At 58.7% G+C, this 14981-nt stretch carries 7 protein-coding genes; all 7 read right to left on the bottom strand.

Annotated elements, in window-relative coordinates:
• Positions 1 to 41 precede the first annotated feature (41 nt).
• Entirely contained in the window at positions 42 to 1076 is a 1035-nt protein-coding gene (locus tag EDC14_RS21005) for an energy-coupling factor ABC transporter permease (RefSeq protein ID WP_132016281.1), read from the bottom strand.
• 138 nt (positions 1077 to 1214) lie between these two features.
• Positions 1215 to 5597, bottom strand: a complete 4383-nt coding sequence (locus EDC14_RS21000) for a DEAD/DEAH box helicase (RefSeq protein WP_165908193.1) — start codon at positions 5595 to 5597, stop codon at positions 1215 to 1217.
• A 36-nt stretch (positions 5598 to 5633) separates the two neighbouring features.
• Positions 5634 to 6362 (bottom strand): AAA family ATPase, encoded by a 729-nt coding sequence (locus tag EDC14_RS20995; protein ID WP_132016279.1) that lies wholly within the window; start codon positions 6360 to 6362, stop codon positions 5634 to 5636.
• A 47-nt stretch (positions 6363 to 6409) separates the two neighbouring features.
• Positions 6410 to 7789: a TIGR02679 family protein gene (locus EDC14_RS20990; protein ID WP_132016278.1), complete on the bottom strand. Its 1380-nt coding sequence runs from the start codon at positions 7787 to 7789 to the stop codon at positions 6410 to 6412.
• Positions 7786 to 12012, bottom strand: coding sequence for a TIGR02680 family protein (locus EDC14_RS20985; RefSeq protein ID WP_132016277.1), 4227 nt, complete (start codon positions 12010 to 12012; stop codon positions 7786 to 7788). Before EDC14_RS20985 ends, EDC14_RS20990 begins: the two co-directional genes overlap by 4 nt.
• A gap of 122 nt (positions 12013 to 12134) precedes the next feature.
• Entirely contained in the window at positions 12135 to 13310 is a 1176-nt protein-coding gene (locus tag EDC14_RS20980; protein ID WP_165908192.1) for a TIGR02678 family protein, read from the bottom strand.
• A complete protein-coding gene (locus EDC14_RS20975) occupies positions 13303 to 14823 on the bottom strand; it encodes a TIGR02677 family protein (RefSeq protein ID WP_132016275.1) in 1521 nt (506 codons plus the stop codon). The genes EDC14_RS20980 and EDC14_RS20975 overlap by 8 nt, the downstream gene beginning before the upstream one ends.
• Positions 14824 to 14981 lie beyond the last annotated feature (158 nt).

Below are 14981 nucleotides of genomic sequence, written 5' to 3'. Positions count from 1 at the left end.
GGGTTTTTCGCCCCCGCCGCACCACTTTTTCGATCTCGCAGTTATGGCTGTTTTTTAAATCGGCTGAGTCCAAAGCCGATCAATCCGGCCAACGCCAGTGTGAACAAGGCGCCGACCAGCCCGGCCGCGGTGGTTCCGCCGTTGACCGCGGGCCAGGCCGGAGCCGCTGTTTCCGGCCGGGTTTCCGCCGCGGCCGGTTCTTTCCATCCGTAATCCGGGAATAGCGCCGTCTTTTCTTGAAGTTTGGCCAGGGATTCATGCAACCGTTCCCTGGTCGTCAGCTCTTCCCGGCCGGAAGCGCGGAACATCGACCATTCCAGGCCGTCCGGATGCGACGAGGCGAACCAGGACAAAATTCCGCCGGTCAAGACGGTGACGGCGATCAATCCGACGATTACTCTGCGAATGGAAACCCTCCCGATCGGGCGGGAGGAGGCCGCGTTTTCGATAATCTCGGGCCGGGCCTTCCAGACAAAAAGGATCACCGCGGCCGTGATCAATCCTTCGACAATGCCAATGGCCAGATGGATCGGCTGCATCAGCAGGACAAACGTCTGAAATGGCAGCTCGGAGATTCCCGAAGCCAGCGTCTCTAGGACCACGCTAAAAGCCCCCAGCTGCAGGCCGACGACAGCTGCGAGCATCGCTCCCCAGCAGATCCGGCCCTGCGATGGTTTGCTTCGGACCAGCCGTTTATAAAGGAGCGGATAGGTAATAAAACAGGTATAAAAGCCCATATTCAAGATGTTGCAGCCGAGCGCCAAGAGCCCGCCGTCTCCGAAGAACAAGGCCTGAATCGTCAGAATCGAGGCCATAGTCAGAAACCCGGCGTACGGCCCCAACAGAATAGCCAGCATCAATCCGCCGCCCAGATGCCCGCTGGATCCGGTTCCGGGTATCGTAAAGTTGATCATTTGCGCGGCAAAAACAAACGCTCCCAAGACTCCCATCAATGGCACTTTTCTCTCGTCCAGCTCCGTTTGGACTTTTTTGGCCGAATAAGCGATCAGGCCGGCCGTAACCGCCCATGCGGTTCCCCCGACCGCCGGTGAAATGAGCGCATCCGCCATATGCATATGTATTCACGCCCCTCCGCAATAGTAACACCACTTTTGAAAATGTAACACTATTGCATCGAAAAGTCAATATTCTCGAGGGAAAATTTGTTCATTCGGCCATTAACCGGATTATCCGGTAACACCGGGAACGGTCTTTCAGCGCCTGGACGGCCATAGGGTCAGCTCCCGGTAGCCGGTTTCGAAACCGAGTTCTTCGAGAGTTTCCCGGAGCGGCGTGAGCTGGAGCGGCTCGCCGTTGAAGTGGGTCCAGACGATCTTTTGGTCCGGGAAGACCCGGCAGAGCAGATCGACGAGCTTCCGAAAGGCCGCGACCAACTCGCCGGAGGATAACTCGGCCAGGGATTTCAGTTTCAGCTTCTTCCCGCCGGCCAGGAGCACCGGCTGTCCGGCGCGGACCACCAGATAATCGCCCATCAGCTTCGGCTCGGCGCCCGTCCCGGGCCACTCGGCGATATAGCGCAACGGATTGGCCGGATCCTCCCAGTGAATCGCCCAAAGGGAGGGGGCGCCTCCACCCTCCGGCTTCCGCAAAACCTCGACTGCCCGGGGCAGCGCATATTGGATGCCGCCGAGCCCGGCGACGAAATAGCCCCGCTTGATCCGGCCGATCTGTTCCCAGTGATCGAAGACGGGATACAACTCTCCCCAAGTGGCCGTCTCCGCTTCCAACAGCTCCCGGCTGACGATCCCGTAACGCTCCAAGACCCGCCGGGCCTCATCCTCCGGCTGGCGCGGCCCGGGCGGGGACAGTAACGACCAACGGCCCAGCCGGGCGATGACCGAAGGGGGAAGAATGCCGCGCACTCCCAGCCGTTCCTGCGGGCGGGTGGCCAACAGGTGGCGAACCGGTCCCAGCGTGTCGTTGGTGACCCAGCCGGCCCGGAGCAGTTCCTCCAATCCCTGCCAGGTGGCGACGGAGGAAAGCTTGGCCTGCTGCCAGAGCTGGGGCAAGGATAACGCGCCGCTATCGGCCAATATCCGGCGAATGGTTTGGGCGTTGGGACTAAGCGTTTCCGCTTCGTCAGCCCGTTCGGCCGCCACATCCGGATTGGCTTCCGGCGGAGCGGCGCTTTCAAAACACAGCCGGAGGTTGCCTTCGCTCCCCTTGGCCCGCCAGATCCATTGGCCGCTGGTGATCAACTGATCGAGCAGCGCCGGCTGATAATCCCGGACCCGGTTCGGCAAGACGCCGTTCTCCCAGACCGCGGCGGGAAGCCATAACCCGCTGAGTTGGTCCAGGGTCTCCGCCAAACCGTCGACGCCGGACCGCTCCGCGCCCACCCCCTGCCAGGCGGCGAGGAACGCGCCAAACTGCTCCGGCCGGGACGGCTCCACCTCGCGGCGGGCCCGGGCCAAGCTACGGCGGTGGATCTCCTGCAGGAGTCCGCTGTCGCACCACTCCTCCCCGGCTCCGCCCGGCAGAAACTCGCCCGATTCCACCAGCCCTTGGGCGGCCAGCGCCGCCAGCTCGGCGACGACTTCCGGCTCGGGGATGCCGTAACGGACCACCAGCGCCGTACCGGGGAACGGACCATGGGTCCGCACATAACGCTGGATCAAGCGCCGCCGGGCTTCGGTTTTAGCTGCCTTCTGCCCGGGGAAGGCCTGATCCGCCGGGGGAGTTTTCAATTCCGGAAATGCGCTATAGTAGGTCGCCAGTTCATTCCGGGAGACCAGCAATTCCTGGCCCTGGGGCGGCCGCAAGGTTACAGCCCGCCCTTCCGCCTGCAAGGCGTCGAGCAACGCCCATACCTGCGGGTGAGTTTGCGGGAACCAAGCCGGCAATTCCTCCCGGCGGAGATCGCCCAGCCGTGCCAGCCAATGTTCGACCGCAGCCGGCGACAGGTCCCGCGCCAGCAGGTCGCGCCCGCCGGCCCGCTCAGCCACGGTCTCGACGATATCACGATCCAGCAGTTCCCGGAAGCCCCCTTCCCCCACGATCGCCTTGAGCGCTTCCCGGCCCAGGCCGAACAGGTTGAGCTTCAGCTCGCTCTTGGGGGCTTCCCCTTCATACATAAAGCTAGCCACGAAGTTCAGCAGGTGCCCGGCGGCGAAGGGCGACGGCGCCTGATGCCGCCGGCGTTGAACGGTGATGTTCTCCTGGCGCACCGCGGTCAGAAATTCCCGCAGCGCGTCCAGCTCCAGATAATCCTGGAGCACCGAACGATAAGTCTCGATCACCAGCGGAAAATCGGGATACTTGGCCACCACCTGCAGCAGATTGCCGGCTTTCAGCCGGGTCAGCCAGAAAGGCGTCCGTTTCCGGCCATAGCCGGTCCTGGGCATCACCAGCGAAAACTGCGCGGCATGCCGGAAGGTGATCCCAAAAAGGGCGCTGCCGGAGATCATCCGGGCCACCCGCGCCTCCAGATCGTCCAGGGGCAACTGCTCCCACTCCAGCTCCGGCGGGGCACTCATTCCGGGCAAGTGAAACATGATCCCGGAATCGGCCGGAACGAACTCCACCAGGACCTCATGGATCCGCTCCCACTCGTCCTTGATTAGCAGGGCCAGGGCCAGATGAAGCTTCATGCCGAAGGGCGAATGGAGGAAGACCCGCCACTCGCCAGCCTCATCCGGAAACTCCTCGATCACGATCCGGCGGTCGGTCGGAAGGTAGCCTACTGCCCGCCGCTGATCGCGCAAGTACTGGCCCAGGTTGCGGGCCACCGCCGGATCCAGGCCGCATTCCGTCCCCAGCCAGTCATCGAGCTCCGGATCGTCCAGCCGCGCCTCCGCCTCGGCCAAGAAAGCGCCGATGCGCTTGCCAAGTTCGTAGGGGCGGCCGCCCATGTCCGCTTTCCAGAATGGGATAATCGCTTCGCCGCCTTTCTTGGAGTGGCTGACGATCACCCGGTCCTGGCGGATCTCCTCGATCTTCCAGACCGAGGTCCCCAGGACGAAACGCTCATGCAAGCGGCGTTCATAGACGAACTCCTCGTCCAATTCGCCGAGGCGGACAGCGGAGTCCTGCAGATAAACTCCGTAATAACCCCGGTCGGCGATGGTGCCGCCGCTGGAGTAAACGAGCCGTTTGCCGTAAGAATCGGCGCGGATCGTCCCCGCCGGGCGGTCCCAATACAGCCTGGGCCGGAGCTCCACATATTCGGTGGTTTCAAAGGTACCGGCCAGCATCGCCAGGACGTTCTCGAAATTCCGCCGGGAGAGGGTCTGAAAGTTATAGGCCCGCCGCGCCAATTGAAAAGCCTCTTCCACCGGCCAGTCCCGCTCGGCGGTCATGGCCACCAGTTGTTGGGCCAGGACGTCCAGGCAATCGCGGACCGCGTGCGCCGCTTCCACCCGGCCCGCTTTCATCTCGCGCAGAATGGCGGCGGATTCCAGAAGATCGGCCCGGGTCTTGGGAATGATCCGGCCCTTGCTGGGCATCCCCACGATATGACCGGCCCGGCCGACCCGTTGCAAGCCGCGGCCCACTTCCTTGGGGGATTCGATCTGGACCACCAGATCGATGAAGCCGACATCGATCCCCAGTTCCAGTGAGGCGGTGGCGACGATGCAGGCGATCTCCCCTTGTTTTAGCAGCTCCTCCACCATCAGCCGGACTTCCTTGGAGACGCTGCCATGATGGGTCCGGGCGATCTCGGCCTCGGCCAGCTGGTTGAGGTTGGCGGTGATCCGTTCGGCGGCGCGGCGGTTATTCACAAAGACCAGGGTGGTGCGATGGGCCCGGATCAGCTCCAGCAGCTGCCGGTAGAGCGGCGGCCAGATGGACTGTTCGGGCAACTCGCGCAGGTCCGGGACTGGCAGCAGGATCTGGAGATCGAGCTTCTTCCGCTGGCCGCCGTCGACGATGGCCACCGGACGCGGCTGGGGCGTCCCCGTCTCCGGCCGGTATTCATTCCCCGCCAGGTACGCGGCCACTTGATCCAACGGCCGCATGGTGGCGGAGAGGCCGATCCGTTGCAAGGGCCGCTCCGCGCCGGCCAACTGCTCCAACCGCTCCAGGGACAAAGCCAGGTGAGCGCCGCGTTTAGTGGGGAACAAGGTATGGATCTCATCGACGATCACGAAGCGGACCGTCCGTAAGATCTGCCGGGCCTGCGAGGATAAGAGCAAAAAGAGCGATTCCGGGGTGGTGATCAGGATCTGGGGCGGCCGGCGCAGCATCCGTCCGCGCTCGGCGCTGGGAGTGTCGCCGGTGCGGACCGCCGTCCGCAACTCAGGCAGGTCGTAGCCCATCTCCCGGCCCAAAGCGGCAATGCCTTGCAAAGGGAGTTCCAAATTGCGGTGGATATCGTTATTCAGGGCCTTCAAGGGCGATATGTATAGGACCCGGACCCCGCCGTTTTGGCCGGAGGCCCCCTCCCGGTACAGCCAGTCCAGACACTTCAGGAACGCCGCCAGCGTCTTGCCGGAGCCGGTCGGCGCGAGCATCAGCACGTTTTGGCCGGCGCCGATTAACGGCCAGCCCTGGGCCTGGGGCAGCGTGGGTTCGCCGTAGGTCTGACCAAACCAGCGGGCAACGACGGGATGAAAATCGTTTAAACTGGGATGCATCGCAAACACCTCGAAAAACTTGCCTACCGGCATTTTTCAGTCCAGCAGGATGTCCAGCATCTTTTGGGGATGATTGATGAAGGACCGCATGATCTGATAATGCTCGGTGTCCTGGTACCGGACGACCTCAAAGCCTTCTTTGATCTGATAAATCCACGCGTCGGGATAAGCCATCAAAATGGGCGAATGCGTGGCGATGATCAACTGCGAATCTTCCTTCACCAACTCATGCATCCGGGTGAGCAGCGACATCTGGCGCGACGGCGACAGTGCCGCCTCGGGTTCATCCAATAGATACAGGCCGTGGCCGCCGAACCGGTTTAAAAACAGGGCCAGAAACGATTCGCCGTGTGATTGCTCATGCAGCGAACCGCCGCCATAGAATTCCTGGACATTCAACTCATCGATCTGCGTGGCCACGTTATAAAAGCTTTCGGCCCGCAAAAAGAAGCTGTCCCGGGGCCTTTTGGCCCCCTTGACCAGCCGGATATACTGGTTGAGCTCCGAATGAGTCGCTTTCGATGAAAAATTAAAGTTTCGCGAACCGCCCTCGGCGTTCAAACCGTAAGCGACGGCGATAGCTTCGAGAAGGGTCGATTTTCCGGCGCCGTTCTCGCCGATAATGAAGGTCACCTTGGGATGAAATGGTAAAACCCGCAAATGCTGAAGCGCAGGCAAGCAAAACGGGTATTCCTCGAAGGACGGCACTTCTTCCCGCTTCAATTCCAAACTCCGGATGTATGGGTCCGTGGTCGTTATTTTCATTTTATAACCATTATTCCGATGTAGTACTGGGATGCATAGGTAGCATCTCACTTGCTGGCGGAAAGCGGGCGCTTGATATCTTGCGCCAAGAGTTCCAAGATTCCTTCTTGATAAGCAGCGGACCGTTTTTCCGCAATCACGCCGGCCAAATGGCTCAACTCCGGAGTCCTGATGGAGGCGAGTTTTTGGAGGCGCGCTTCATCCAGCGGCGCGGCTGGACACGCTAGCCAATAATCGGCTTCCGTCATATGCCAAAGGCGCACCCGATCCGGATAACGCAGCAAAAGCTTCTCCGCCATCTGCAAACCTTCCGGATCAAAGTCGCCGGAGTAATGGAAGACCGCGCCGCTCCGCGCCAGACGATCCAGCAGCGCCCAGGAGGCTAATTTGAATTGCCCGTGCAAACAGATGAGCAATGGCTGAAAAGAAGCGCCTTCGTCCAGCAGCGCCGAAAACACGCCGGAGTTTTCCACGATAAAAACATCATACCGGCTGCGCTCCGGCAGGAATTCGCTCGGTCCGGCGCACGGGCCCAAAGCGGTTACCCGGGCAATCTCGCGCAACGGCACGTTCAAAGGCGCCTGCGCCTCGGACGCCATCCGCCAGTATGAAATCTCTTGCCCATTCCCCGCATAAGCGGCAAAACCGAAACAGGTCGCAAAGTTCAGCAGATCGTCGCGGAGCAGTTTAAAATGGTATAACAGCTCATTGCGTTCTTCCACGGCCGAAAGCGCACTGGCCTCCCCAATATTTCCCCCCGCCCGGACCCGGAGGAAACGCAGGCCTTCTAAGAACAGCTTCCCGGCGCCACGGTCCATATCCAGCCCATGGGGATCACCGCAAATATTCCGAGCAAAGACCGGTAAACGTTGGTACCTTTCGGGTAAATTGGTGAGCGCGCGTAAAGCCGCGGCCATATTTCGGGCAAAATCGCGATCCGTGACGAGAGCCCGTTGCACCAGCCGCGTATCCGGTTCCTTATCCAATGCCGCCTGTAGCCATGCCTGGCAGGTTGGAGCCGGGAACTCCGCCAGCAGTTGACGAAGTTCCATTTGCCGCGCTTGTTCGGCGCAGTCGCGCCGCTCCTGGCGGGTGACCAATTCGCCGCCGCGCCATGCGGCCAACAGCGCCACAGGATCCAATCCGTCAAACCGGGTCTCGGCCAAAAGTCGCCCAAATTGGCCGGCGGGAAAACGCAACTGCTTTCCGGGCAGCGGCCGCCGGAAGAAAGCCTCCAGCGTCGTCTGTTCTTCATGGCTTAAATCTTCCAGCGCGACAACGCCGCCCAGTCTGCCAAGTTTGCAATATTTTTCCGCCAATCCGTCGAGCAGCCTCTTAAAACCCGGATGGGAGCGGAAATAGGCCACCGCTTGCGGTAAAAGTTCCTCCGGCGGTTCGCTCATGATCTCCACTTCCCACTCGCTCACGGTTCAGCCGCGGCGGCGACCAACTCTTCCGGAACGGCCTCGGGCATCAGAGACCGGACCCGCCCGTTCCAATGATAGCGGACCACCGTGACATAGGGAGCGTTTTTCGGACGAATCAATTCGCATACCGACAATGACGGCACCACGTCATAATCGCCCCACAACGCCTGCGAATTCAGGATATAGTTGAAGCCCAACTGCTCAACCAGGGCGAAGGTGTCGCGGATATTGTTCTCATCCACGCCGGCGAAAGCCTCATCCAAGGTGATGATATACGGTGCGTCCGGCCGCGCTTCCTGATAGCGCGAGTATGCCGCGGAAAACAACGGGATATACATGGCCATCGCCTTTTCGCCGCCGCTGAACTTGAAAAACATCTTGTCTGTCAGCTCACGCCAGGCAATCCCGGACTGTTCATATAAGAGCTTAAATTGAAACCAGAGTCGATAGTCCAGCACCTCCCGGACTGCCCGCTGAAAGGTGAGCGCATTCTCCGCGCCGGTCATCCCCTCGCTCGCCCGTTTGGCGCGTTCAATACGGCTCTGAAAATGCCGCACGATCTTCTGGAGGTCATCTTCGCGCAATAATGCCGGATCAGCGTGCAAAAGCCGGACCAGATCCTGAATGTCCAACTCTTCCTCCTGCTCCGCCAGCCGGGCTTTCCATTCCAGTTTAAACCGTAAGCCGCTGGAATTGTCGCGCTGTCCCATCAGTTCATTCATATCCGCCACCCATTGCTGAGCGGCCTGGATGCGGCGACTGATAATCCGCCCGATGCTGTTCATGATCACTTCTTCATACAGTTCTTTGTCTTTATCGGAGAGAATCGATTTTTGCTCGGTAATCTGCGTCTCCAATACTTTTTGCATCTGGTATGGATTCTGCCTTCGACCGTCGTAATCCAAGGTAATGATCTGGCGTTGCGCTTTTTCCTGCAATTTTTCCAATTCGCTGACCATACTGTCATCAGGCTCAGCCTCTTCCGGCAGTTGAGGCGGCTCCCCGAATTGTCCTATAACCGGTTCCAGCTGCATCCGATACTCCATGAGCACGTTATTTTCGATATGAAACCGTTCGATCAGCCGTTCGGTCACCGCCAGCCGATCCAATTTATCCTGTTTGAGCAGTTTCTCTTGTTGTTGCAGAATATCATTCAGCTCCGGTAACGGCTGATCGCCGGGATAAACCAGTCCCAGACGCAGCTCATCAGCGCAGACTTGTTGCCAGCATTGGCTGAGCCGTTCATAAAAACCGATCTTCGCCAAAGCTTGCGACATCCTGGTTCCATCCGTTTTCATTCCCGTCTCGAGCCTGGCTATAGTCTGGGAAAGCTCTCTGCTTTCCCGCGGAATCTCTTCCAGCCGCTTGGCGACCTTATGCGCCCGTTCCCACAGTTCATCCGCTCCCATTTCCTGCAAACGGCTGACGATTTGGTCAATCTCCAGTCGCAAGCCGGCGATCCGATCGTCCAGGACCAACAGTTCCCCTTTCAATCCGTCCACGTCCGCGGCGAGTTCCATCAACCGTTCGCGGCACTGGCCGGCATTGATGTCATGATTCTGATAATCGCGCCAGGCCAATTCCAGTTCATGCAAGTGATGCTGATATTCTCCCATGGCCTGCCGCGCCGTCTGATAGTCGGCTTCGTGGAGCGGTAATTTCAAGCCGGCGCCGAGCGTTTGGAGCTGCCCGCGCAAGGCCTGCAACTCGGCGGCAACCGCCCGCAAGCGGGCATCAACCTGTTCAACCCGTTGTTCCTGCCGGCCGATCTCCGCCAGCACCGCCTGTTTGGCATGGTAGATTTCCCGAATCTCTCTTTCAGCCAGGAACTCCTCCATGGCCCGGCCTGCCTGCGCCAGATGTTTTCGCAGCTCGGTGCAGACGGCATAAAGATTTTCCTGCTCCTCTCCCAATTCAGCCAGCTGTTGTTCGAGGCGGGCCATTTGCTCCCGGCGGTATTCCTGGCGCGCCTGGCTACCGATGTATAGCGCCGCTTGGCGGCGCGGCGCGCGTCCGCTCAAAATCGCGCTGTGATAAACGCCGTCCGCGGCGACCAAGACCGGACAGTCCGCCCCGCCCGGCGCTGTTTCCGTCCAGGCCGCCTTTTCCTCCACCAGAACGCTCCGGAGCGCCGCATCGATATCCGCCGCAGTCACCCCTTGGCCGTCCGGCGTGGGATAAAGATAATCCGCCAATGTCGCCGCCATGATCTGCGGATTGGGATGAATCAGCGCGCCATAGGTGTCGCCAGCCGGAATGCGCTTTAACTGGTCTCCGGGAACAATCAGCGCGTCGAGCAGCCCCATCTCGGTCAGAGCGGCCTCGATGCGCTCCCGCAGTTCCGGCGGGACCTGCGGCTGAAATTCCACAGCCGCATACAATGGCAGATAGGGAATGCCCCGTTCTGTAAGCAGACTGCGCGTCGCCTGATTATCCGCCAGGCGGTCCGGCTCCGGGTCCGGCTTGCGCTGCCACTCGGCAAGTTCTCCGTTCAAAGCGCGCTCCCGCTCTTCCAACTGTTTGATTTTGGCGTTAGCCAGACCCAACTCCTGGTTGATTGCGGTAATCCGCCTGCCATAAGCCGTTTCGACCGGGGCTTTCACATCACTCCAAGCGCGCCCCTCGTACAACCCTTGGAACGCCTGGGCCACTTGGCGCAATTCCTCCTGTTCCATGGGAAGCGCTTCGGAATGTTGCTGCCGCCACTGATAAAAATCCGCCAACAGCTGGTCGCGGCATTCAACGAAGCGCTGTTCCAACCGGCGGTGCTCAGCGCGGTATCCGTCAAGCAAGCGGCGTTCTTCGCCCAATTCCTGCTCGATCCGTTCGCGCAGTTGACGCTTTTCGGCCTGCAGCCGCAGCGCCGCCAGTACCGCTTCCAGCTTTTCCAGATGCCGCTTGACGTTTTGCCGCCATGCCGTAAAAGAAAAGGCCGGATTGTGCTCGGAAAAGGCGCGCGCCAACACGGCATGCTCGTCAAAGCCGGCTTCAACGGCGGCGTCGGCCAATTCCTGCAAAAGCTCATTCGCCCGGGTCCGGCCTTCGGCAACCCCCTGTTCATACTTGCGCGCCAGTTGCCGTTCTTCGTTTTCCCGGCGTTCTTTGGCCGCCAGCTGGCCAGCCTTATCCCGCCGGGCAGTTAGGACCTGCTCCAACTGCCGTTCCCGTTCCTGTTTCTGTTGTTCCGCCCGAAATACGTCGTGCTGTTCCAGCTCTACCTTTTCCCGCTGCAACACGTTCAATTCCTGCTCCAGTTCGCTCTGGCGCCGTTGTTCGGCGGCCAAACGCAAACGTTGATCTTCCAGCGCGCGGCTTAAATCTCCGGTCTCGCGCTCCAGCCGCGCCAGGCGTTGCTTGGTCTTTTGCGCCAATTCCGCCTTTTCGAATAGTACATACCGGTTGTATTGATCATACTGGCGGCATAAACGTCCCAAGGCCTGGTTGTCCCGTTCCAACTGTTCAATTTGGAGCTTGGTCCGTTCCATGCTTTCAATCGTCTCCGATAACGGGCGCAGTTCCTCATCGGATAGCGACGGCAGGGACTCGTTGAGAATCTCATAAATGACGCTGGGTTTAAAATCCTTGGACAATTTCGGGCTGCGCAACTGGATGAGCAATTTCATCAGTTCCTGATATTGCTCAATCGTCTCAAAGCCGAAGATATAGCGGTTGACCAGTTCCATATATTCCTTTTGGGAACGGACCACCTGACCGCCGCTGTCGACGGACCGCTCCAGCTCGGCGCGGGTCAGTGGGATCCGTTGTTCGGAACCGTCTTCGGGATTGATCTCCGGTTTATAAAGGAACAGATCGATCTTGATCCGCCGGTTGTCCGTGATCACAAACCCCCAAAAGTCCAGGCCGCCGTTCCGCCGCGCCTGCAGTCCAATGCCGGTCGTCAGGTATTGCTCGGTATGCTCCCGCTTATACTCAAGATATAAGTAACCCGTCCGCTCGTCGCGGCCCACGAGCTCCTTTTCACCCAGCAAGTAGTCCTCGATCCGCCGCGACCTTGAACCAAAGCTGTCCAAGCGGTCGGGGCTTTTGACGCCGTCCAGCAGCACCGTGATTAGACTCTGCATGGTGACTGATTTCCCCGAACCGTTACTCCCCCGGAGCAACAACCGGCCAGCGGCGAAATCAAATTCCTCGTCGTCATAATACCAGTAATTCAAAAAACCGGCGCGGTTTAACCGCCACTTATTATTTACAGGATTATCCATTAAACTTTCGTTTCACATCCTTAAATCTTTAAAAGTTGGAAACGGGAGACGGAAAACAAAGCAGCCTATGAAGCACAATGAATTTTCCCGTCTCTCCCATCTCGCATCCCGCTTCTCACTTCTCATTTCTCACTGTAGTTGTCCGGATAACGCCCCTCCAGACGCCAAAACGGTGGCCGCAACTCAATCAGCTTGGTCTCGGGATCGGCCACGGCCATCTTCCAAGCGATCAGTTCTTCGGTCAGAGCCGCCGCTAATTTACTTAACCCCAGTTCCCGGTATTCCTTGGTCCAACCGGATCCGTACCGGTTGCGGCATTGGTCAACCATCCGCTCCAACTCCACCGGAGTATAGACGCCGCGCCAGTCCGGAGCGGCCTGCCGTTCATCCCGGCACCACCGGGCAAAATGGAGGATGACGGCATGGATCCCGTTTTGATGGAACGGAAAGACCTGCTTGCACCAATTGATCCTTTCCGGGCTGGTGAGCATCGCGCAATCCTTATACAATTCGAATTGAAGGCCGGTACGGCTTTCCAGCTCATCCCGGAGGCGTTTATGCATGGAGCGCAAGTAGATAAAGTCCTCGGGCCGGCCATCGGCGGCGTTATAAGCGGGCGTCAACAACAATTGACGGTATACCCGAACGCGACGCCCCGTTCCGGTGGCCGCCTCCTCATCGAAATGTTCGGCGGATTGCAGATCCTGCAGGCTCTGATACTGGTGCAGATCCTTGGGATAGGAACGCAAGAAATAGCGGGCCATCAGCGTCGCTTCATAAAGCGCCTCGCTGTCGCGGCGCATGGCAAACTGCTCGCCGTCGCCATCCACCAAACGTACCAGTCCGGCCTCAGCCGCGAATCGCAACGCCCGGACCAACGAACGCCGGTGCTCGTAATTTTCCCAGTTTAACCGTTCACCCGCCTCTACTTCATGGGGGTATAAAGCCAGGATGCTTTCACACAAGTCGCTTAAGAGGAACTGTTCATCCACGCTTTTCTCCTCCAGGAAAGCCAGGATGCAACAGAGCAAGGCGTAGTCGCGCGGCTGCTGAAAATCGGAGATTCCCATCCATGGCTCCGGCTCGGAGGGGATCTTTTCCAACTTATAAAACTGCGGGTTTTGAATCAACCGCCAGCCGCATTTCTCAAATAAATAGGGGCGCAAGATCGGTTCATACTGACGGATCAGATGATACTGCTCCGGCTGTTCCTCACGGAAAATCCAATAATGCTCCAAAAGGAGCGTCAATGCCTCCTGTGCGCCATCGTCAAATGCTAAACCGTTCTCTTCAGCCACCGGCTTCACCCGCCTTCATCGGAAGAACCGCCCGCTTATCGTCAATGAACTCCAGGATAAAATTGGGCATCTCCAAGGCGCCGTCCGAGCATTGCAAGACAATACGCCGCCCGCTTCCATCTTCAATCAGCCGGATCTTCCGGCCGGTCTCCGTCTGGATAAAACGCTCCCGGCTCTGCATACAGCGGGCGATCCAGCCCAGTAAGGTTTTCCGCACATAAGTGTCGATTTCGCCCAGATCTGCCAAGTTGATCCGGTTGTCAACAATCAACCTATCGATCAACGCCTCGTTCCGGCGCTGCCGGATTAGATATTCACGCAACGCTTCCTGTTTCACAATGCTGCGATCGATGACCGCGCCGGGACGGCTCTTCTCGCGATAACCGGCTATCCGCGGCAATAAGGTGACGATGGTCGGAGGTTCTTCCCAGACTTGCCGGTCCAGATCGTCGCTGGTCCGCTGTCCGCCATACAAGTGGCGCGTTTGCGCCAGGCCGAACAACAGCGCCGCCAGTTGATGGGCTTCGCGGATATCGTCCAAACGTCCGAACCACCCGGCCAGATGCAAATAGTCATGCCGCCGGCTGCGAAACGCCTGACTGCGTTCGCCCAACCGCTGGGCAAAACGGGCGATCCGGCGGATGGTCTCCGTGGTTTCATTTTGCAGCGAGGACAGCTCGCTGGGATGATTCGACCGTCCCAAAAACCACTCCGCCAAGCTTTGATACTTGTCCAGATAGCTTTCTACCCATTCTTCGCGGCTCGGTTGAGCATCCAGACGCGGGATGCTCAACTGGTAATCCGCCAGACGCTCGGCGATGCGGCGCAGCCGTTCCGGCGGGGCCTTTTTTAGAAGCGCTTCGATCTTGAACGAAGTCCGCTGCATGCTTAGGACAAAATTCTGCAAATATTGGGTAAAGGCATTTTTATACGCGACAAACGCTTCGGTCATCATCTGTTCTTCCACTTTATCGCTTTTCAAATGCGCCAGATAATCCGAAGCATTCTGCACCATCTTCCGGAAATAACCGTACAAGTCTTCCCAACTCTGGTTCAGTTCCCCGCCAGCGGCGGCGATCCCCTGTTCGAGGAACCGGGTCAACGCCATCAGCAACCGTTCAAACAGCGTGGCTTCCAACGAGCCGCCGAAACTTTCGCCCAGTTGTTGCAGTTTAACGATCATCCGTTCGATCTCAATGGTATAAGGGGTGCATTGGTAACGGAATTTCTTGCGTTTAAAATCGTCAATCGTCTGCACCCGTCCGGTTTCCTGGCGCGGAATCAGGTTCTTCCATTCCACCAGTTGTTTCAGGTCCTGTTGCAACTGTTCTTCACTATAGTCGCTAAAAAACGGACTTGCCTTCAGGTGCTGATAAATCTCTTCCGGATAGACATAATGATGCAGCCGTTCATGCTGCGCAAAGCAATAATGTAAGATCGCCCGGTAGCGCCAAGTATTTTCCCGGTTCAGATACGTCGCTTCAACGATGGGCCGTAAATCCTGTTCGTTCATGACCGTCCTTTCTTTTTCGAGCGCGCGGGCAACCCGCTCGATAAATAGATACAATGTTGAGATGACCGGAAATATCAACTTAACGACGTTTTTCCGTCATGCATCCGCTGTCCGCGCATTCTTTTTTAAAATTCGGTACTTGTCATCACTTTCCTCTA

The sequence above is a fragment of the Hydrogenispora ethanolica genome (genome assembly GCF_004340685.1).
Classification (GTDB): domain Bacteria; phylum Bacillota; class UBA4882; order UBA8346; family UBA8346; genus Hydrogenispora; species Hydrogenispora ethanolica.
Note: the sequence above shows the minus strand (reverse complement) of the source record. Positions and strands in the feature narration are given on the sequence as shown.